Origin of the sequence: Streptomyces sp. NPDC047108, assembly GCF_040643575.1 — a bacterium.
Taxonomy (GTDB): domain Bacteria; phylum Actinomycetota; class Actinomycetes; order Streptomycetales; family Streptomycetaceae; genus Streptomyces.
In genome coordinates, this window is sequence record NZ_JBEYUP010000029.1 from 23,258 (window position 1) to 42,436 (window position 19,179).

At 72.7% G+C, this 19,179-nt stretch carries 16 protein-coding genes; 6 read left to right on the plus strand and 10 right to left on the minus strand.

Annotation, left to right across the window (positions count from 1 at the left end; genetic code table 11):
- Positions 1-650 precede the first annotated feature (650 nt).
- Positions 651-1,853 (minus strand): helix-turn-helix domain-containing protein, encoded by a 1,203-nt coding sequence (locus ABZ822_RS31125; RefSeq protein ID WP_360861541.1) that lies wholly within the window; start codon positions 1,851-1,853, stop codon positions 651-653.
- Positions 1,854-2,845: 992 nt separating this feature from the next.
- On the opposite strand from ABZ822_RS31125, the gene ABZ822_RS31130 reads away from it, so the two are divergent.
- Together ABZ822_RS31130 and ABZ822_RS31135 are read left to right on the plus strand one after the other, a co-directional pair.
- Positions 2,846-4,957: a prolyl oligopeptidase family serine peptidase gene (locus ABZ822_RS31130; RefSeq protein WP_360861543.1), complete on the plus strand. Its 2,112-nt coding sequence runs from the start codon at positions 2,846-2,848 to the stop codon at positions 4,955-4,957.
- Between the two features lie 87 nt (positions 4,958-5,044).
- Entirely contained in the window at positions 5,045-5,509 is a 465-nt protein-coding gene (locus tag ABZ822_RS31135) for a Rieske (2Fe-2S) protein (RefSeq protein WP_360861545.1), read from the plus strand.
- 33 nt (positions 5,510-5,542) lie between these two features.
- Here ABZ822_RS31135 and ABZ822_RS31140 read toward each other — a convergent pair whose 3' ends face one another.
- Complete coding sequence (locus ABZ822_RS31140; RefSeq protein WP_360861547.1) at positions 5,543-6,187, minus strand: cysteine hydrolase; 645 nt, start codon at positions 6,185-6,187, stop codon at positions 5,543-5,545.
- Positions 6,188-6,344: 157 nt separating this feature from the next.
- Between ABZ822_RS31140 and ABZ822_RS31145 the strand changes: the two genes are divergently transcribed.
- On the plus strand, positions 6,345-6,836 hold the full coding sequence (locus ABZ822_RS31145; RefSeq protein WP_360861551.1) for a pyridoxamine 5'-phosphate oxidase family protein: 492 nt from the start codon (positions 6,345-6,347) through the stop codon (positions 6,834-6,836).
- 246 nt (positions 6,837-7,082) lie between these two features.
- On the opposite strand, the gene ABZ822_RS31150 is transcribed toward ABZ822_RS31145, so the two are convergent.
- Both ABZ822_RS31150 and ABZ822_RS31155 read right to left on the minus strand, forming a co-directional pair.
- Complete coding sequence (locus tag ABZ822_RS31150) at positions 7,083-7,496, minus strand: cytidine deaminase (RefSeq protein WP_360861553.1); 414 nt, start codon at positions 7,494-7,496, stop codon at positions 7,083-7,085.
- A gap of 77 nt (positions 7,497-7,573) precedes the next feature.
- Positions 7,574-8,479, minus strand: a complete 906-nt coding sequence (locus ABZ822_RS31155) for a LysR family transcriptional regulator (protein WP_360861555.1) — start codon at positions 8,477-8,479, stop codon at positions 7,574-7,576.
- Positions 8,480-8,552: 73 nt separating this feature from the next.
- Between ABZ822_RS31155 and ABZ822_RS31160 the strand changes: the two genes are divergently transcribed.
- Entirely contained in the window at positions 8,553-9,818 is a 1,266-nt protein-coding gene (locus tag ABZ822_RS31160; RefSeq protein ID WP_360861557.1) for a DMT family transporter, read from the plus strand.
- A gap of 10 nt (positions 9,819-9,828) precedes the next feature.
- Here ABZ822_RS31160 and ABZ822_RS31165 read toward each other — a convergent pair whose 3' ends face one another.
- The gene (locus ABZ822_RS31165) at positions 9,829-11,160 is read right to left on the minus strand and encodes an aminotransferase class I/II-fold pyridoxal phosphate-dependent enzyme (protein WP_360861559.1); all 1,332 of its coding nucleotides are present in this window, start codon (positions 11,158-11,160) and stop codon (positions 9,829-9,831) included.
- A gap of 35 nt (positions 11,161-11,195) precedes the next feature.
- On the opposite strand from ABZ822_RS31165, the gene ABZ822_RS31170 reads away from it, so the two are divergent.
- Positions 11,196-11,882 (plus strand): pyridoxamine 5'-phosphate oxidase family protein, encoded by a 687-nt coding sequence (locus ABZ822_RS31170; RefSeq protein WP_360861562.1) that lies wholly within the window; start codon positions 11,196-11,198, stop codon positions 11,880-11,882.
- Between the two features lie 154 nt (positions 11,883-12,036).
- Here the strand turns inward: ABZ822_RS31170 and ABZ822_RS31175 are convergent, their stop codons facing one another.
- The 3 genes from ABZ822_RS31175 to ABZ822_RS31185 form a co-directional block, all read right to left on the minus strand.
- Complete coding sequence (locus ABZ822_RS31175) at positions 12,037-13,041, minus strand: EamA family transporter (protein WP_360861564.1); 1,005 nt, start codon at positions 13,039-13,041, stop codon at positions 12,037-12,039.
- Positions 13,042-13,207: 166 nt separating this feature from the next.
- Entirely contained in the window at positions 13,208-14,233 is a 1,026-nt protein-coding gene (locus ABZ822_RS31180) for an EamA family transporter (RefSeq protein WP_360861566.1), read from the minus strand.
- A 68-nt stretch (positions 14,234-14,301) separates the two neighbouring features.
- Positions 14,302-14,997, minus strand: a complete 696-nt coding sequence (locus tag ABZ822_RS31185) for a Clp protease N-terminal domain-containing protein (protein WP_360861568.1) — start codon at positions 14,995-14,997, stop codon at positions 14,302-14,304.
- A 242-nt stretch (positions 14,998-15,239) separates the two neighbouring features.
- On the opposite strand from ABZ822_RS31185, the gene ABZ822_RS31190 reads away from it, so the two are divergent.
- Positions 15,240-15,668: an SRPBCC family protein gene (locus ABZ822_RS31190; RefSeq protein WP_360861570.1), complete on the plus strand. Its 429-nt coding sequence runs from the start codon at positions 15,240-15,242 to the stop codon at positions 15,666-15,668.
- Positions 15,669-15,847: 179 nt separating this feature from the next.
- Here the strand turns inward: ABZ822_RS31190 and ABZ822_RS31195 are convergent, their stop codons facing one another.
- Complete coding sequence (locus ABZ822_RS31195) at positions 15,848-18,166, minus strand: glycoside hydrolase family 3 N-terminal domain-containing protein (RefSeq protein WP_360861572.1); 2,319 nt, start codon at positions 18,164-18,166, stop codon at positions 15,848-15,850.
- A 210-nt stretch (positions 18,167-18,376) separates the two neighbouring features.
- The gene (locus ABZ822_RS31200) at positions 18,377-18,979 is read right to left on the minus strand and encodes a PadR family transcriptional regulator (RefSeq protein WP_360861574.1); all 603 of its coding nucleotides are present in this window, start codon (positions 18,977-18,979) and stop codon (positions 18,377-18,379) included.
- Between the last annotated feature and the right edge of the window lie 200 nt (positions 18,980-19,179).

Below are 19,179 nucleotides of genomic sequence, written 5' to 3' on the forward strand. Positions count from 1 at the left end.
TGAAGAAGGGAGCGGGAAAGCGCAGCGGAGTCAGCACCCAGGACGCGACGGTCGGCTCCCGGGCCCCGGAAAGCCGGACACGCCCCGGGCGTTCACTGCCGTCACCCGGCCCGCGCCCTGGACGTCGCACCGCGGACGCGCCGCGCGTCCGGCCGGGTGTCGCCCGGCATCTCGGCGGAGATCGACGTACGCGCATCCGGCGAGTGGCCGGACCCGGCGTCAGTCTCGATCGGCCAGTGGCTGCCGCCCGGCGCGGCGAACACGACACAGCCCGGCGCCGACCGGCATCCGCCGCCGATCCGGCGGTGGGGAGAGGAGACAGCGGGAGCTCGGGCCCGTACGGAGAAAACCGTTCATGTCCACCGTTCCATGTCCGTGGCTGCGCGGGGCCATGTGCACCATGCGCGCTCGGCGGCAACCGGAAAGAACGGCGAGGGACGCCCCGGGCACCTTTCCTGCTTTCCGTTGCCGCGCGCTTTTTCGTGCCGCTCGACCAGGGGAATTGCGTGATGCACCCAGCTTGTCATTTCCCGGTACCGGAGAACAATGACAGCAATACGAAACCTGTTCCCCGGCCTTTCCCGCTCTGCGAAACCCGGGACGCCATCTCCAACGAGCGTGCCCGGGACAGCGGACGGAGGCCCTGCGCGTCAGCCTGCCGGAACCGGGTCGGCTCTCCGTGTGCGCGCTCCGCCGTTCCGCCTCACCAGCGGCATCAGCCGCAGGGCCAGGGCGAGTTCGAGCGAGGACGGCTCGGCACTCGGGGGAAGCAGCGTACGGACTGCTTGCAGCCGGTTGGCGACCGTGCGCTCGGTCAGTCCCAACTTGGCAGCGGCCGCACGGGCGTTCTGGCCGGACTCCAGGTAGACCACCATCGTCTCCCGCAGCACCGCCTCCCGGGTTCCGTCCAGCGCCAGCCGTCCCAGCTGACGCTGGACCAGTCCGCGCGTCGAGTCCAGATCGGCCAGCGCGATCGACTCGGGGATCACGTCGGCGAAACAGGTGCCTGTCTGGTCGGTCTGCCCACACACCCGGTAGGCGGCCTGCGCCTGGCGGTGCGACTGCCGGAAGCCGTCGACACCCTTGGCCGCGGCACCGATCCCCATCTCACCGGACCGGGTTCTGGCCAGCACCGCGTCGCGCACCTGGCGAGGGCCGACGGAGGAGAACCAGGCCCAGACGACGTCCTCGTCCACGAACGTGGCGACGGCGTACGGGCCGCGCTCCCGGGCGTACGCGCTCACCGCCCGTGCGGCCGCGCCGCTCGCCACCACCGCGACGTGCTCTGCGTCCAGGTCGTACGGCGCCTGTCCGACCTGCGCGCCCGACTCGTTCAGCACCGCCTGGACGGCATGCAGCCGCAGCGCGTTCTCGTCCGTCTCGTTGTTGCGCAGCGCCTCCATGTACTCGTCCGTGACCGTGTCGATGAGCCCCGAGGTGTGTTCCAGCAGGCGGCGGCAGGCCGATCGCAGGAGCTGCAGCGCCGAGTCCGGTGGGATGGCCGCCTCCTTCGCGGCCCGGAAGTAGGCGTCCTGAACGACCGCGTATGCCTCCCAGTGCGCGTTCACGACATCGTCCAGGGGCGTGCCGTGCAGCGCCGCGAGCCGCGCGATGTGGCGCGCCTCGGGCGAGGTGACGGTGCTGGGGAGGCCGGATTCCAGCTCCTTGAAGATGCGGGCGACCAGCAAGGTGGTCTCCGACCGGAGCACGGCCTGCAACGCCGGGTCGCCGTAGAGCGGACTGGCCGCGATGCTGTCGCGCCCGATGACCGAGAGCAGATCGTCGACCAGTTCCTCAAGGTGCTGCGTGAGCCAGTCCGTGAAGATGCTGACGGAACTCGTACACGTTTCCATGTGGTTCACCACCGATGGTCTCTCAGACGGTCCGCGCTCATGTGGTCCTGCGCCGGCGCCCCGGCTCGTGGCAGAGATGCCCGGCGTGTGCCCGCAAGCGGCCTCCGCTCGACGGCGGAATTTGCCCTGCACGGCACCTGATCGGCAGGGATCATGCGGGAGGCACAGAAGGGTCAGTGGGGGGATTCGACGATCCCTCGACCGGAGACTCCAGGTCTCTTCCGGACCGGCTCATCAACGACGGAGCCGTAATCCACCACCGGCATGTGCAGCACTCTCCCTGAGTTCAGATCGAGGAAATCGTCAGGCGGGGCGTGGTTCCGAGTACGCCGCCGACGTCCGCGGGCAATCGCCGCCCACGGCCGGCCAGTTGAGGGGGAGGCTAACAGGGGGTTCCGGAAGCAACGGGAAACAAAAGACCGAAAACTGCCGCCTAGAGGCATACGCTTCGACCGCGGCCCGCGTGCCGGCTTCTCCGCCGGCGTCCGTATGCGGGCATTCACGGTCAGGGCCGGGTCGCGTCCTCACATTCGGCTTCGCGCCCCCGACCGGCGTGAGCCCCTCGTAATGCGGTGCCGACAACCGATCGTCTTTCAGCCGCGTGTCCCAACACCCTCTGCAGGAGCGGGCAATTCTCCACTTTCCCCGGCCGGGAACGGAAAGCCCGGGATCCGGCCCGAGCACACAAAGGCCTTCTGCCGGGGAGTGGTTCATTCTGGCCGATTTCGAAGGTCTCGTATCCGGACGGCCGTGGGAGACGACCACGACCGGCCGGCGGAGGCACGAGCAGAGTGGACCGGCGGAAGTTCCCTGCGGCTCCCGCGGTCAGTCGGTGCACGTCATGAGGTCGGGCGCCGGATCGTCGGCCCGGCACGTCCGGCGCCGACCGCTCCCGCGGAGGTCATGACGCAGCGGGTGACGGTGATTTCGGAACGCATCCCCGCCCCATTAACTCGGTTTGCGGCGGCGGACGACTCTGCCAGAGTCCCGGGATGACCACACCGGCTGACACGACCACGCCCGCATGCCCCGGCTTCCCCCGCCAGTTCGCCCGTACCCGGCGCTTCTCGCTCGGCGTCCCCCGGCAGTTCACCCTCACCCCCGACGGCCGCCGTGTCCTCTTCCTCCGCAGCGGCGGCGGCACCGATCCGGTGAGCCGCCTGTGGCTTCGGGAGGCTGACGGCTCCGAGCGGGTGCTCGCCGGTCCGGGGGACGCGGACGCCTCCCGTGCGGTGCCGGACCAGGAGCGCATCCGGAGGGAACGGGCACGGGAGCAGTCGGAGGGTGTGGTCGCGTACTCCACGGATGCGGAGGTGCGCCGGGCCGCGTTCGCGCTCGGCGGCACGCTCCGGGTAGTGGGTCCGGACGACGGCGTCGCGCACACGGTGGCCACGGCCGGTCCCGTGAGCGACCCGCACCTCTCCCCCGACGGAAGCCGGATCGCGTACGTCACGGCGGGCGGGCTGCACGTCGTGGACCTCGACGGGGAGGACCGGCCGCTCGCGCTCCCCGACGGCCCCGAGGTGACGTACGGAGTCCCGGACCATGTGGCCGCCGAGTCCATGGGGCGCCTGCGCGCGTTCTGGTGGGCGCCCGACGGCGAGGCCCTGCTGGTGACGCGTGTCGACACCTCGCCGGTTCAGCGCTGGTACATCTCCGATCCCGCGCAGCCGCACGTGCCGCCGCGCTCGGTGCCGTACCCGGTGGCCGGGACCGCGAACGCCGATGTCTCGCTGCACCGGATCTCCCTCGACGGGAGCCGGACCGAGATCGCCTGGGACCGGGAGGAGTTCGAGTACCTCGTCGACGCCCGGTGGGACGCCCACGGTCCGCTGGTCACCGTGCAGAGCCGCGACCAGCGGACCGTACGCGTCCTGGCCGCCGACCCGGCCACCGGCGCGACGCGCACCCTGCACGAGCAGCGCGGCGCGCCCTGGGCGGAGCAGATCCCCGGGACCCCGGTCCGTACGGAATCCGGCGCGCTGGTCCACCCGTTCGAGGAGGACGACACCCGGGCCCTGCGCTTCGGTGCCGAAGGACGCACACCCCCGGGGCTTCAGGTGCGTGCGGTGACGGCCACCGACGGGGAACGCGTGCTGTTCACGGCCAGCCAGGAGCCCACCGAGACGCACGTCTGGTCCTACGAGCCCGGGACCGGCTGCACCCGGATCAGCGAAGGCCCCGGTCTGCACACCGCCACGCTGCGCGGCGGCACCGTCGTCCTGGAGAGCCGCACCCCCGACGGGCATCGCGTCACCGTGCTGCGCGAGGGCGAACCCGACGGCACCGTCGCGGTGCGGGCCGCCGAGCCCGAGGCCGTCCCGCGGCCCACCCACCTGACCCTCGGCGAGCGGCGGATCCGCGCCGCGCTGTACCTTCCGTCCTGGTACGAGCCGGGGTCCGGGAAGCTGCCGGTGCTGCTCGACCCGTACGGCGGCCCTGCGATGCAGGTGGTCGTCCACGCCCGCACCTGGACCGCCTGCGTCTCCCAGTGGTTCGCCGAGCAGGGGTTCGCCGTGCTCGTCGCGGACGGACGCGGCACCCCTGGCCGCGGGCCGGCCTGGGAGACATCGGTGTACGGCGACACCCTGGGGCACGCCCTGGAGGACCAGGTCGACGCCCTGCACGCGGCCGCGGAGACCTGCCCCGACATGGACCTGGACCGGGTGGCGATCCGCGGCTGGTCGTTCGGCGGATATCTGGCGGCGGGCGCGGTGCTGCGCCGGCCCGACGCCGTCCACGCGGCCGTCGCGGGCGCACCCGTGATCGACCCCCGGCTCTACGACACGTACTGGAAGGAGCGGTATCTCGGCCACCCGGAGAAGGAGCCGGAGCACTACGAGCGGTCCTCGCTCCTCCCGGACGCCCCCCGGCTCTCCCGCCCGTTGATGCTCGTCCACGGCACCGCGGACGACAACGTGGTCGTGGCCCACAGCCTGCGCTTCTCGGCGGCGCTGCTGGCCGCGGGCCGTCCGCACTCGGTGCTGCCGCTGTCCGGGGTCACGCATCTGGCGGCATCGGAGGAAGTGGCCGAGAATCTCCTCCTGCTCCAGATCGTTTTCCTCCGTGAGGCGCTCGGTGTCGCAGACGATCTGAACACCTGAGCACCACGGTCCGTACAGAGGGGCCGGACCGGCCGTGTCAGGGCCGGCCAGGGAAGACGCCCAGCAAGCGAAGGGGACGTAAGCACCATGACAGGAACTGAAGGGACCGGGCGGAACACGAGCCGACGTGCCGTGGTCGCCGCGGCCGGGGCCACCTGTCTGGCCGCGATGCTCGCCGCGTGCGGCGACTCCGGTGACGCGTCGCAGCCGAAGGAGGACAGTTCCGCGCCGGACTCCGGTGGTGACGGCGGGGACGCCGCGGGTGGTGCCGCGCTCGCGGCGGCGGCCGACATCCCCGTCGGCGGCGGCAAGATCTTCAAGGACCAGAAGGTGGTGGTCACACAGCCCACGGAGGGCGAGTTCCGGGCCTACGCGGCGATCTGCACCCACCAGGGCAGCCCGCTGAACGAGGTGTCGGGCGGCACCATCAACTGCCCGCTGCACGGCAGCAAGTTCGCCATCGCGGACGGCAGTGTGAAGAAGGGCCCGGCCACACAGCCGCTGCCCGGCAAGAAGGTCACCGTGGACGGAGACTCGATCAAGCTCGGGTGACCACCGAGCCCGACCGAGTCCCGCCGGTCCGCCTCATGCGGACCGGTCCGGCCTGCTCCAGCAGGCCAGCACCTCGTCCGTCGCGGTGACCATCGCGACCAGGGCGAGGGTGTGCCGGACCATCGCGGGCGTGTACTCGGGGGGTACGCCCGCGATGGCATCGGCCGGTACGACGGCGGTGTAGCCGAGGTTCACCGCGTCGAAGACCGCCGCCGGGACCGCGACGTTCGCGGAGACCCCGGCGACGACGAGGGTGCGGCAGCCCAGGTTGCGCAGCAGGCCGTCCACGCCGGTCCCGGCGACCGGGGACAGGCCGTGCAGGCGGCGCACGACGAGATCCTCCTCGGCGACCGTGACGGGCTCGGCGACCCGGACGGCCGCGGAGCCCGTGAGCTGCTGGACGGGAAGCCGCTCGGCGGCACGGAACAGGCGCGCGTTCCGGTTCGAGCCACGCCCATCGGGGCGGCGCTCGGCCACGGCGTGCATCACCTGGACGCCCGCGTCACGGGCCGCGGTGACCAAGCGGGCGACATTGTGCAGGGCGCCGGACGTCCGGGCCTCCGCGGCGAGTTCGGGGAGCGCACTGCCGGGCCCGACGACGCCCTCCTGGCACTCGACGGTGAGCAGTACCGTGGTCGCCGGTTCGAGCAGCCCGGTCGGCAGGTCGCGCGAGCCCATACGTCTCCCCCACTCCCACGGGGCCACGCCGCACCGGAGCGCCGCCCGTCCGTCGGTCCTTCGGTCAGGCCGGGACGGTAGCGGGACTTGCGCGGACCCGGAAGAGCACCTCATCCTTTTTCTGACACACCATCAGAAGTGGGAGGGCGGACGGCCGATGGAAGGCACGCCGCGAGGCGCCGGAACGCAGCGGCGGGGACGCCGCATCATGATGACCGGCCACGAGCTGGACGCCTTCCTGGCGGAGCAGCGCACCTGCCGGGTGGCGACGGTGGACCAGGACGGCCGACCGCATGTGAGCCCGCTCTGGTTCGCCTGGGACGGCACGTCCCTGTGGCTGTACTCCCTCACCCGCAGCCGCCGTTGGGCCGATCTGCGCCGCGACCCGCGCCTGGCCGTCGTGGTCGACGACGGGCATGACTACGGGGAGCTGCGGGGCGCCGAGCTGTCGGGCACGGCCGTGTTCGTGGGCGAGGCACCGCGCACCGGCGAGCCGTGCCCCGAACTCGACGCGATGGAGCGGCTGTTCGCGGTGAAGTACTTCGGCATCGACACGTTGCCGCACGACGGCCGCCACGCCTGGCTCCGGCTCACCCCGGACGCCGTGGCCTCGTGGGACTTCCGCAAGATGGCCGCGCCCGACGCGTAGGACCGCGCCGCACGCGAAGGGCAACGCCGCACAGGGAGAGCCGCGCCGTACGCGGAGGGCAACGCCGTACAGGAAGAGCCGCGCCGTACGCGGAGGGCAACGCCGTACCGCAGAGCCACGCCATACGCGGAGGACAACGCCGTACAGGGAGAGCCGCGCCGCACGCGCAGAGCCACGCCGCACGGCGAGAGCCGCGCCGCACGCGGAGGACAACGCCGTACGCGCAGAGCCACGGCGGCTCGCGGTTCAGTCGGCGTCGAGCTGGTGGTCGGCCCAGACGTAGCTTTCGGGCAGCAGGCCGGCGATGGGGACGGCGCGGAGGCGGTCATCTGCGCCGACGATGACCTGGAGGGTCGGGAAGTAGTCGAGGAGGACCTGACGGCACCGGCCGCACGGGGGAACGACGCCCCGTTCGCGGTCACCCACGGCGACGATGGTGTCCAGGTCGTACGCGCCCTGGGCGGCCGCCGTGCCGATGAGGACCAGCTCGGCGCAGGGGCCTCCGGTGAAGTGGTAGGCGTTCACCGCGGTGACGATCCGGCCGTCACGGGCGCGGGCGGCGGCGGCCATCGTGTGGTGGTCGCCCCGGCAGCGCGTGCGGGCGACGTGCGCCGCGGCCTGGATGAGTTCGTGGTCGACGTGGGTGGTCCGCGGGTTCATCGTCTCCCTGCGTTCGTCGGGTCTCAGGCGATCTTGAACCGGTTCACGAGGGGGCGCAAGCGGCACTTCACGATGCGTCAGGTCTCCACGCTCTGCGCCGCCTTGCGCAGGGCGTCCACCGCGGCCCGGATCGAGGGCCGGCGGTCGGCGTCCGCCCGCCACACCGCGTAGATGTGCCGCCGCATCGTCGAACGCACCGGCACCACCGTGACGTTGGCGGGCACCGGACCGCGACCCAGCCGCGGTGCGACGGCGACTCCGAACCCGGCCCCGACCAGAGCGAGTTGGGTGTGGTGCTCCTCCGCCGTGTGTGTGATGCGCGGCTCGACCCCCTTGCTGCGCAGCGTGAACATCAGCCAGTCGTGGCAGAACTCGCCCTTCGGCCAGGAGATCCACTCGTCGTCCGCGAACTCCTCGAGGTCCACCTCCTGGCGGCCCGCGAGCGGGTGGTCGGCGGGCATGGCGACGTCGGCGGGGTCGTCCAGCAGCGGCGCCTTGGCCAGCCCGTCGGGCAGGGAGAGCGGCTTGTTGTACCAGTCCAGGACCACCGCGAGATCGATGTCCCCGCGCACCAGACGCGGAAGCGAGGCGTCGGGTTCGAGCTCCTGCAGCCGGACGCGCAATTGCGGGTGGTCGGCGCGGAGTACGGCCATGGCGCCCGGGAAGAGGCCGCGCACGGACGTGGGGAACGCACCCAGGAGCAGTTCGCCGACCGCCTGGCCGCGGTGCGCCTCGAGATCCGAGTGCGCCAGCTCGACCTGGGAGAGGATGCGCGCCGCATGCTCGGCGAGCAGCCGGCCGGCGTCGGTGAGCCGGACGCCGCGGCCGTTCTTGGCGAGCAGCTGCTGCCCCGCCTCGCGCTCCAGTTTCGCGAGCTGCTGAGAAACTGCCGAGGTGGTGACGTGGAGCCCCTCGGCGGCGGCACTCACGGAGCCGTGGCGGGCGACGGCATCCAGGGTCCTGAGGCGGTCGAGATTCAACATGTAAGCAATACTAAGCTAAGGCTCTACGAAATCTCGCTTGTCCTACGAAGTCCTGGGCAGGAGTCTGGAGTGCATGAGCTCCGCCGCGACCTCCCGCACTCCCGAATCCGCCTCCCGGTCCACCTCGCAGTCCGCCCCGCGCTCCGACTCGCGGTCCGCCCCGCGCTCCGGCTCGCGTTCGGCCCCGCGGACGACCGCCCAGGTCGCGGCCGTCACCACACCTCCCCCGACGCCCCCGGGTCCGTCCGCCACCGCGCCGTCCGCACCCGCCGCGCGCCGCCCGGCCGTGGACTGGCGCATCCGGTTCGCCGTGCTGTCGCTGATCTGGGGCTTCAGCTTCCTCCTGATCAAGGTCGGCACACAGGCGTACGCCCCGCTGCAGGTCACGCTCGGACGGATGGTGTTCGGCACGGCGGTCCTGGCCGCGGTTCTCGCGGTCCGGCGGGAGCGGATGCCGCGCGGCGCCCGCACCTGGGGCCACCTCGCCGTCGCGGCGTTCCTCCTCAACGCCCTGCCCTTCACCCTCTTCGCGTACGCGGAGCTGACCATCCCGTCCACGCTCGCGGGCATCTGCAACGCCACCACTCCGCTGTGGGGCATGGTCCTGTCGATCGTCGCCCTGTCCGAGGACCGCCCGACCCGCCGCCGCGTCGCGGGCCTGGGCATCGGCTTCGCCGGGGTGCTGACCGTCCTGGGCGCCTGGCAGGGCTTCTCCGGGCAGGACCCGGCGGGGACGGCCATGGCGCTGGTCGCCTCGCTGAGCTACGCGGTCGGCTGGGTCTACGTCCGGCGCACGCTCGCCGGCACCGGCAACTCCAACCTGGCGATGGCCGGCTCGCAGTTGCTGCTCGGCACCGTTCAACTCGCCGTCGTCACACCGCTGTTCACCACATTCCCCACCTCCTTCCCCGTCCTGCCGCTGCTGTCGGTCCTCGCCCTGGGCGCGCTCGGGACGGGCCTGGCCTTCCTCCTGCAGTACGGCCTGGTGGCCGAGGTCGGGCCCACGACCGCAACCCTGGTGACGTACTTCATCCCGGTCATCGCGACCGCCGCGGGCGTGATGGTGCTGGGCGAACACCTCACGTGGAATACGCCGGTGGGTGCGCTCGTCGTCCTGGTCGGCGCGGCCCTGACGCAGAGTCGCCGTCGGTCCGCGGGCCGCGGAACGGTCACCGCGCGGGGCGGGGCGGACTCCGGGAAGGTCACGCCTGGGACGAACCCCGCCCGGCAGGACACCGCCCGCACGGACATGACCCCGCAGGACGCCGCACATCAGGACGTCACCCCGCAGGACGCCGCACGACCGGCGGAGCGGGTGACCACCGGCGCCTGCCAGTAGCGCACGGCAGTCAGCCGTAGCGTCTTGAGGGCGCAGGGACGGTCGCGGATGCCACGGCGTCCGCGACCGCCTCGATGTCGCTGCGGGACAAGGACGACACGGTCACCCGCACCGCGGGTGGCGAGGCCACGCGGAAGCGTGCCCCGGGCGCGACGGCCCAGCCCGACTGCAGCAGCCGGGCGACCGCGCCCGTCTCGTCGGGGACCGGTACCCAGACGTTCATCCCGCTGCGGCCGTGCGCGGCGATCCCCCGCTCGCGCAGCGCGCGCACCAGGGCGTCCCGCCGTGAGCCGTACGCGGCGGCGACGGCTCGCGTGTCCACCGCGCCCGTCCGCCACAGGTGCACGACGGCATCCTGCAGGAGATGGCTGACCCAGCCGGGCCCCAGCCGCTGCCGCCCACCGACGCGGTCGACGGTGATGGCGTCCCCGGTCAGCACGGCGAGGCGCAGGACGGGGCCGTACGCCTTGGCCGTCGAGCGGATGAACGCCCAGTGCCGGGTCCGTCCGGCCAGCGGGTGGAGGGCGAGGTCGACGATGCCGTGGCCGTGGTCGTCCTCGATCAGCAGCGTCTCCGGCCGGGCCTCGAGGACGGAGCGGAGGTCCGCCGCACGGCCGGCGGAGACGGCGGCCCCGGTCGGGTTCTGCGCCCGGCACGTGACCACGAGCGCCCGGGCACCCCGGCTCAGGGCGCGTTCGACGTCCTCCGGCAGCGGCCCTTCGTCGTCGACGGCGACCGGGACGACGCGCAGCCCCATCGCCGGGATCAGATCCAGTGCGCTGCCCCAGCCGGGATCCTCGACGGCCACGGCGTCCCCGGGCCTGAGGTGTGCGGCCAGCACGCGTTCGATGGCGTCGAGTGCTCCGGAGGTGACCGCGACCGGTCCGTCCGGGACGCCGTCCGCGTCGAGGGCCGCGCGGGCCGTCTCCTCCAGCTCGGTACGGACCGCGGCATCGCCGTACAGGGTCGGACGGGCTGCGTGGCGGGCGGCCGCATCGGCGAGCGCGTCACCGAGCGGAGGCAGGAGCGAGGTGTCGGGGTTACCCATCGACACGTCGACGACGCCGGGCGGCGAGGGGATACCGATCGCCTCCCGCGCGGTGCTGGCGGGCCGCGCCCGCACCCGGCTGCCGCGCCTGCCCGCCGTCTCGATGACGCCGCGGTCCCGCAGGGTGCGATACGCCGCCGCCACCGTGTTCGGATTGACGTCGAGCTGCCGGGCCAGCTCCCGCAACGGCGGAAGAAGCTGCCCGGGGTTCAACTCCCCTGCTCCGACGGCCTGTTCGACGCTGGCCGCGATGTCTGCTGCGCGACGACCCGAGATCCGATACTCTCCTAGCACAAACAAGATTATGCATTAGTGCAATGGAGTTTGCAATGCCGGACACCGCCGCCGCTTCGGAAGCGGCATCCACCGCCTACACCGCCACCGACCGCACGGTCCCGACCCGCGCCGCCCAGCGCGCGGCCTACGACCGCGACACCGTCCACGCGATACTCGACGAGGGCTACGTCTGCCACCTCGGCTTCGTCCGCGAGGGCGCGCCCGTCGTCCTGCCCACCCTGTACGCGCGGGTGGGCGAGCGTCTCTACGTCCACGGCTCGACCGGCTCCCGCCCGCTGCGGATGAGCGGTCAGGCCGACCCGGGCATGCCCGTGTGCCTGACCGTGACGCACGTCGACGCTCTGGTGCTTGCGCGGTCCGCATTCCACCACTCGATCAACTACCGCTCGGTGGTGGTGCACGGCACCGCACACCGGGTCACCGATGCCGCTGAGCGCGCCGAGGCTCTGGACGCGATCGTCGACCAGGTCGTGCCCGGCCGCGCCGCGGACTCGCGCCCCGCGAACGCCAAGGAGCTGGCCGCGACCGCCGTCATCCGGCTCGACCTGGAAGAGGTCTCGGCGAAGGCGCGGACGGGAGGCCCCGGTGACGACGCCGAGGACCTCGCACTGCCCCACTGGAGCGGCGTCGTGCCGCTCACCCGCGGCTACGGGGAGCCGGTCGCGGCCGACGACCTGGACTCGGGCGTCGCGCTGCCGGACTATCTGAAGGCCCTCTGACCCCGGCGCCAGGCGTGGGCCCGAACGCCCCCTGGCGGCAGGCTTGTTGAGGCTTGCCGGAGGACGGCACCGCCCGTCCCGCGCGACGCGGCGGGACGGGCGGCGGGAAACGGCCGGATGACGCGTGACGCCCCGCGAGGCGTCGCGCGTCCGCTCAGGCCGCCGCGGTCCTGGTCCTGCGGGCGGCCGCCGCCGACCGCGCCTCCGCGACCGCGAGTCCGGCCACGGCCGTCAGCAGCAGGAGCGTGCCGAGCACGGTCGCCGCCGTGAGCCGCTCCCCCAGCAGCGCCACCGCGATGACGGCGGCGCTCACCGGCTCGATGAGCATGATCACGGACGCGGTCGCGGCCCGTACGACGGCCGCCCCGGCGAAGTACAGCGCGTACGCGAGCGCCGTCGGCACCGCCGCCACGTACACCAGGAGCACCAGCACCCGGGCCGGGTCGGCGGTGTGCGGCAGCAAGCCCTGGGCCAGCCCGAACGGCAGCAGGCACACGGCTCCAACGGCGAAGGCCCAGGCGGTGGTCGAGCGCGCGTCGGCACCCGCCCCGGTGCGCCCGAGCCAGCGGGTGAGCAGGGTGATCGCCGCGTAGCCCGCCGCCGAGACCAGCGCCAGGACGACGCCGAGCGGCTTCACGGCGCCGCCGCCGCTCCCGAGCACCAGCACCGCGAGCCCGCCGAGCGCTCCGGAGACGGCCAGGACCCCGCCGCCGCCGAGGTGTTCACCCATGAAGAGCCGGGCGCACAGGGCGATGAGGACGGGCCCCGCGCCGAGCGTCACGACGGTGGCCACCGCGAGCCCGGTGGCCTGCACCGCGGCGAAGTAGGCGGTCTGGAAGACGGTCAGGCCCACGCCCGTACCGACGACCCGCAGGATCCGCCTCCGCGCCGACTCAGGAACGGCGACCGCGGCAGCGGCCGTCATGGCGGCGGCCGGCCGGCGCCGGACCCGTACACCGCGCGCGGCGTGCGCGGTCAGCAGCAGGGCGAGTCCGCCGACATAGCGCCAGAACGACAAAGCGACAGGGCCGAGGTCGCTGGAGCGGTAGAGCATGGCCGCCGCCGCGCCCGCGGTGCCCCAGGCGACACCGGCGACGACGAGATAGCACAGGCCACGCCCCACGGGCAGGCCGACAGCAGATGAGGACACATTCGACACGTGAGAGTTCTCCGCGGAAGAAAGGTTGGGTCGCGAACGCTCCGTCTGCGGGCAGCAGCGACAGACCCGGGCACGGCCCGGGCCGAACAACCTCCGTGGAGCAGCCGCCCGCCGTCAGGCGGCGGGAGGCGGAAGAACGAGCGCAGTCGAATGCATGATCCGGACCCTACGTCGCACGGTTCACGGCGGGCAACTCGCTTTCTCGCTGATCGGACCCGCTTTCCCCTTGATCAGCGGTCAGGCCCGGGTCCGGTGCCGACCCGGCGACCGGAGCGCCGGAGACCGCCTTGGGCGTCGAGGTCTGGGCGATGAACGCCCCGGCCAGAACGGCCGCGCCTCCGACGACCTGGGGCGCGGAGAGGTGCTCGCCGAGCATCACCCAGGCCAGGACAGTCGCGACGACGGCCTCCAGGCAGGCGACGACTCCGGCCACTTGGGGCGACAGCCTCCGGACCGACAGCACCCCGGTGAAGTAGGCGACGACGGTCGCGACGAGGACGACCCAGGCGAGGAGCAGGGACGCCGGGACCACCGTGCCGCCCATGTCGGCCCGACCGGCGAGCAGCGCCCAGTCCATGGTCCAGGGCCGGGCGACGACGGTGAGCACCCCCGTACCGATGAGCAGGCCGTACGCGATGACCCCGATCGGGTCGGCCGGGTTCTCGCCGCCGCTGCCGTGGTCGGAGAGGAGGAAGTACGACACCTGGCAGCAGGCCGCGCCGAAGGCCAGCAGCAGGCCCAGCGCGTCGAACCCGAGGCCCGACCACACCTCGACGACACAGGCCAGCCCGCCCACCGCGAGCACGACCCCGACGGCCGCCGCACGGCTCACCGGGCGGCGCTGGACGAAGCGCACCCATCCCAGCAGCAGCGCCGGGCCCAGGTACTCGACGAGCAGGGCGACCCCGACCGGGATGCGGGAGATCGCCGCGAAGTAGCAGGCCTGGACGCCGGCCACGGCGAGCAGCCCGAACCCGGCCAGCAGGGCGGGGCGTTGGCGCACCAGGGCGCGATGGCGCCAGGCGACGGGGAGCATGACGAGGGCCGCGCCCGCGGCGCGCAGCCAGACCACGTGCAGGGGGTCGAGGCCCGCCTCGATCAGCGGCTTGGCCGCGACCCCCGATCCACCGAATGCGAACGCCGAGACCAAGGCGAGGCCGAGGCCGACGCTCCTCCCCTGAGACGCGTGCATCCGGCCATGATGACATCGAACGACAGGAGCGTCACCTCCGATGCCCCTGACATCCCCTTCGGCCTTCTTCAGCCCTCCGCGTCCGGGAAGCCCTCCGTGCCCGGGAAGCCTTCCGCGTCCGGGAAGCCCTCGGCGTCCGGAATCGGGCGGTCCGGTGCGGCGCGGGGGCGCACGACCTCCGCCCGGGGCGCACGCCCACCGGAGGACTCGGAATCGCCGCCGAGCTCGGCGCCGCGGGCGCCCGGGAGCGCGTCGTCGAGCCGCGCCGCCAGCCGTTCACGGTCGACGCCCGCGCGGCGCAGCACCTCCGCCGCGCGGCTCTCGGGGTCGGCGGTCAGCGCGGCCAGCAGGTCGAACCCTTCGGCGGCCGCCGCTCCCCGGCCGCGCGCCCGCCGGTCCGCGCGCTCCATCGCGGTCGCCGCTGCCGGTGACCAGCCGGGCATGCCGAAACCGCCGCGGACGGCGCGCACGCCTGGGGAGCCCTCCACCGAGCCCCGCCAGCGCAGGCCGTAGCCGATGCTGCGCTGCACGAGATAGCTGAGGAGCCGGGCCACATCGGCCCCGCCGCCGACGACCGCCCTGACCTCCGCGTCCACGTCGAGGAGGGTGTGCAGCAGGTGCGCCGTGTCGACCTGGCCGTCCGCGTCCCGGATCGCGCGCCGGCGTGCACCGCTGACCACCGGCGCCAGGGCCGCGCCGGGCCAGGCGTCGAGTTCGGAAGCGGGTCGCCCGCGGTCGGCGGGCAGAGGCGAACGGTCGTGCACGCTCCTCATCCCACCAGTCCCGGACGTCCGGCACATCCGCGAAAGGGAGCATCCGTCCCTACCGCGCAGGGTGGGCATGGCGGCGCGGCCCCTCCTCCCTGCGGATGAGCGCGCTCTCAGGGCACCCGGACCCCTGGGGCCACGGCCACACACAGCTGACGGTCCGTCAGTCTTGAATGTTCGAGCGCCCGGGGCTACGGTCCGCGAGCGCCCGACGCAGCGGACGGAGAAGGGGTGGTCGTATGGCCGAGGTCAGCGCCGAGACACGGATCGAGGCACCGCCGGAGAAGGTCTGGGAACAGCTCACGGACTTCACGTCGTACGGACAGTGGAACGCCACGCACACGGGCTTCCCCAAGGGTGCCCCCTCCTCCCTGGCGCAGGGCTCCACGTTCGAGGAGAACATGCGGCTGATGGGCTTCCCGGCCGAGGTCACCTGGACGGTGGCGGCCATCGAGCCGGCCCGTGTCCTCCACATCAAGGGCCAGGGGCCGATGGGCGTGAACGTCGGGACGCGGTACGCGCTGACGCCGGACGGGGACGGGACGCGGGTCAGGATCGAGGGCGAGTTCACCGGCGCGGCCGTGTCCCTGATGGCGGGCAAGCTCAAGGACTCGGCGACGGCGGCGCTGAACGAGTCGCTGCGCAAGCTCAGCGGCCTGGTCGCCTAGCGCACCTGGGCAGCGGTGCGGTGGTACGACCGCCCCGATGCAACGCGGACCTGGCACGGTCGAGGGGCGGCCCACGGGCCGCCCCTCGACCGTCCCCCTCTCACGGGGCCCTCGGTCCCCGAGAGTCATCGCGCCCGACGCGCCGTGGACGTCCGGCCCGGCCGAGGCGCTTCGATCCGTCAGCGCACCGACACCTTCGCGGTCTTCCCACCGGCGGTGAACTCGTACGCCCCGCGCTCGACGCGCGGTGTGCCCGCCCCGTCGATGTCGCCGGGCGTGACCGCAAGCACCCGCGCGGGGACCGTCAACTCGACCGTCCTCGACTGCCCTGCCGCGAGGCGCACCTTGGTGAAGGCGGCCAGCTTCCGCGCGGGCGCCAGCACCTCGCTCACCGGACGCGACACGTACACCGGCACCACCAGCTCACCGCTGCGCCGCCCCGTGTTGGACACGGTCACCTTCAGCCGCACCGGATCTCCGGGAGCGACGGACGACCGGGCCGGGCGGACGCCGTCGAAGCTGTAGCGGGTGTACGAGAGGCCGTCGCCGAACGCGTAGGCCGCGTCGTAGGCGGACTCGGTCCCGGCGTTGGTCCCGGGCAACTGCTGGTAGTACATCGGCTCGTTGCCGGTCTTCTTCGGCCAGGACACCGGGAGCCTCCCGCTGGGGTCGGCCCGGCCGAAGAGCACGTCGGCCACGGCATGGCCTCCCTCGGTGCCGGGAAGCCACGCCATCAGCAGCCCGTCGGTGCCCGCCGCGTCGCCGAGCGCGAGCGGGCGTCCGGCGATCACCACGACCACGACGGGCTTGCCGCTCGCCTCGATCCGCTTCACCAACGCCTGCTGGTCCGCGGAGAGTTCGGGGCGCGGTGTGTCCGCCTCGCCCTCGGCCGCGGCCTTCTCCCCGACCACGACGACGTTGAGATCGGCGGTGGCCGCCTGTTCGGCCGCCTCGTCCTCAGTGGTGGCGTGGACGACGTCGGTGCCCTTCGGGGCGGCCGCCCGGATGCCCTCGAGCACGGTGGTGCCGGGGAGTTCGACTCCTTCGGGCACCCTCTGCCAGCCGATCGTCCAGCCCCCCGCCTGGTTGTCGATGTCGTCGGCGTACGACCCGGCCACCACGATCTTCCGGGCGTCGCGCGGGACAGGCAGCGTCGCGTCCTCGTTGCGCAGAAGGACCTGCGAATCGGTGGCCGCCTTGCGGGCCAGGGCACGGTCGGCGCCGAGCACGGCGTCATCGGCCCGGTCCGGGTCGACGTACGGGTCCTCGAACAGCCCGAGTTCGAACTTGAGCCGCAGGATCCGGGCCACGGCCTCGTCGATCCGCTTCTCCTTCACCAGACCGCGGCGGACGGCGGTGAGCAGCCCCTCGGTGAACTCCTTGGCGTGGTAGGGCTCCATGGCCATGTCGATGCCCGCGTTGACGGCGAGGGCGATGGCCTCCGGGTAGTCGGCGGCGACCTTGTACTTGGTCTGAAGCGCCCGGATGTCCTCCCAGTCGGTGACGGCGACCCCCTTGAAGCCCCACTGTTCGCGCAGGACCTCGGTGAGCAGATAGCGCGAGGAGGTGGCCGGAACGCCGTTGACGGCACCGGAGTTGACCATGACGCTGTCCGCGCCGGATTCGATCGCCCGGCGGTAGGGCGCGAGCAGCGTGTCCTGGAGGTAGCGCATCGACACATCGGCGGGCACGCGGTCGTGCCCGTTCGACGGCTCGGAGTACCCGGCGAAGTGCTTCACGGTCGCGGCGACGCGCTTCGCGCCACCGGCATGCTCGATGCCGCGGGTGGCGGCCGCGGCCAGGGTGCCGGCGAGCAGCGGGTCCTCGCCGTAGGTCTCGTAGGAGCGGCCCCAGCGCTGGTCGCGGGCGAGGTCGGCCACGGGCGAGAAGTTCCAGTCTATGCCGGTGGCGGCGACGGCACGGGCGGTCGCCGCGCCCGAGTCCCGTACGGTGCCGGGGTCCCAGGTGGCACCGAGCCCGATCTGGTGCGGGAAGACGGTGGCGCCGAGGACGTTGTTGTGGCCGTGCACGGCGTCGACCCCGTAGAGCACGGGGATGTGGAGCCGGGAGTTCTCGACGGCGTACTTCTGCACGGAGTTGACCATGCGCGCCCAGTCGGCGGGGGTGTTCTTCTCGGGGCCCATACCGCCACCTGAGAGGACGGAACCGGTGGCGTGGTCGTCGAGCACGGTCTTCATGCAGGTCTCGTCGAGCGCACCCCCGCTCCATTCGCAGTCGCCCTGCATCCGGGCCACGGCGATCTGGTCCATCTGCCCGGCCTTCTCCTTGAGCGTCATCCGGCCGAGGAGATCCGCTACGCGCTGCTGGACGGGCGCGCGGGCGTCGCGGTACGTGGGTGTGCTCGCGTCGGCGTGCGCGGAGGCAAGGGTGGCCACACAGGCGGTGACGGTCACCAGTGCGGCCGCGCTGCGGCGGCGGGTCCGGCGGGTGGCGCTCGGCCGTACGCGCCCGGGGAGGTGGCGGGCCAACAGCGTCATGGAGGACTCCGTTTCGTGGTCGGCGAGCGGAGTCTTTCCCCGTCCATGACAACCCGTCAAGAGAGGCGCCGGACTTTTCTTACACCCTGAATTAACTGCCGCACACACGAAACGGCGACCCCGCGCACTGCGCACGGAGCCGCCGCCTGCCGTCCGGACGCCTCGTCAACTCGCCTTATGACGCTCGGACTTGGCGATACATCGCCCCTATCAGTCCTCGTCGGCGAGGATCAGATACAGCTCCTTCCGGGCCTTGTTGACGACCACGAGAGCCTTGTCCCGCTGCTCGGGCGTGCCGGTGGCCCACACCTGACGGAACGCCTCGACGAGCCCGCCGCCGGCCTTCCGGATCTCGTTCATGGCCTCCCAGTCGACGCCACGTCCGGCGTCCTCCCAGGGGGCCTCGGGCCCGGCGTCCGCCTCGGTACGACCCGTGTCGGTGAGCTCGAACAGCTTCTTGCCGCCGTCGCTCGCGCTGCTGATCAGCCCTTCGTCCTCCAGGAGCTGGAGGGTCGGGTAGACCGAGCCGGGGCTCGGCTTCCACGCTCCGCCACTGCGCTCGGCGATCTCCTGGATCATCTCGTAGCCGTGCATCGGGCGGTCCTTGAGCAACGCCAGGATCGACGCGCGCACATCGCCGCGCCGGGCCCTTCCGCGCGGCCCGCCGCGCCCTCGGCCACCCCAGGGCGGCGGCCCCCCGAAGGGCGGGCCGAACGGCCCGAAGGCCCCGCGCCGCGCATCGAAGTCACCTCGGCCCGCGAACCCGGGGCCGCAGGGTCCATGTGATCCGTGTCCGTGTCCGTGGGAACGCATGATGACGCTCCTTCCATCGTTGATCTGTCGCGATGCCTCAACGATATATCGGAACTGTACGGTCGACAAGTGCCCGATGTCCTCGGCGCCCGTCCTGTGACGGCTGACGGCTGACGGCTGACGGCTGACGGCTGACGGCTGACGGCTGACGGCTGACGGCTGACGGCTGACGGCTGACGGCTGACGGCTGACGGCTGACG

Excerpts from the sequence above, each read along its gene's own strand:
- ABZ822_RS31140 (WP_360861547.1), bottom strand. The coding sequence starts at position 6,187 with ATGGGCTCGCGCGACCTGCCGACCGGGCTGCTCGAACCGGCGACCACG.
- ABZ822_RS31135 (WP_360861545.1), top strand. The coding sequence starts at position 5,045 with ATGACAGGAACTGAAGGGACCGGGCGGAACACGAGCCGACGTGCCGTG.
- ABZ822_RS31130 (WP_360861543.1), top strand. The coding sequence starts at position 2,846 with ATGACCACACCGGCTGACACGACCACGCCCGCATGCCCCGGCTTCCCC.
- ABZ822_RS31180 (WP_360861566.1), bottom strand. The coding sequence starts at position 14,233 with ATGCACGCGTCTCAGGGGAGGAGCGTCGGCCTCGGCCTCGCCTTGGTC.
- ABZ822_RS31195 (WP_360861572.1), bottom strand. The coding sequence starts at position 18,166 with ATGACGCTGTTGGCCCGCCACCTCCCCGGGCGCGTACGGCCGAGCGCC.
- ABZ822_RS31125 (WP_360861541.1), bottom strand. The coding sequence starts at position 1,853 with ATGGAAACGTGTACGAGTTCCGTCAGCATCTTCACGGACTGGCTCACG.
- ABZ822_RS31170 (WP_360861562.1), top strand. The coding sequence starts at position 11,196 with ATGCCGGACACCGCCGCCGCTTCGGAAGCGGCATCCACCGCCTACACC.
- ABZ822_RS31145 (WP_360861551.1), top strand. The coding sequence starts at position 6,345 with ATGGAAGGCACGCCGCGAGGCGCCGGAACGCAGCGGCGGGGACGCCGC.
- ABZ822_RS31190 (WP_360861570.1), top strand. The coding sequence starts at position 15,240 with ATGGCCGAGGTCAGCGCCGAGACACGGATCGAGGCACCGCCGGAGAAG.
- ABZ822_RS31160 (WP_360861557.1), top strand. The coding sequence starts at position 8,553 with ATGAGCTCCGCCGCGACCTCCCGCACTCCCGAATCCGCCTCCCGGTCC.
- ABZ822_RS31155 (WP_360861555.1), bottom strand. The coding sequence starts at position 8,479 with ATGTTGAATCTCGACCGCCTCAGGACCCTGGATGCCGTCGCCCGCCAC.
- ABZ822_RS31200 (WP_360861574.1), bottom strand. The coding sequence starts at position 18,979 with ATGCGTTCCCACGGACACGGACACGGATCACATGGACCCTGCGGCCCC.
- ABZ822_RS31150 (WP_360861553.1), bottom strand. The coding sequence starts at position 7,496 with ATGAACCCGCGGACCACCCACGTCGACCACGAACTCATCCAGGCCGCG.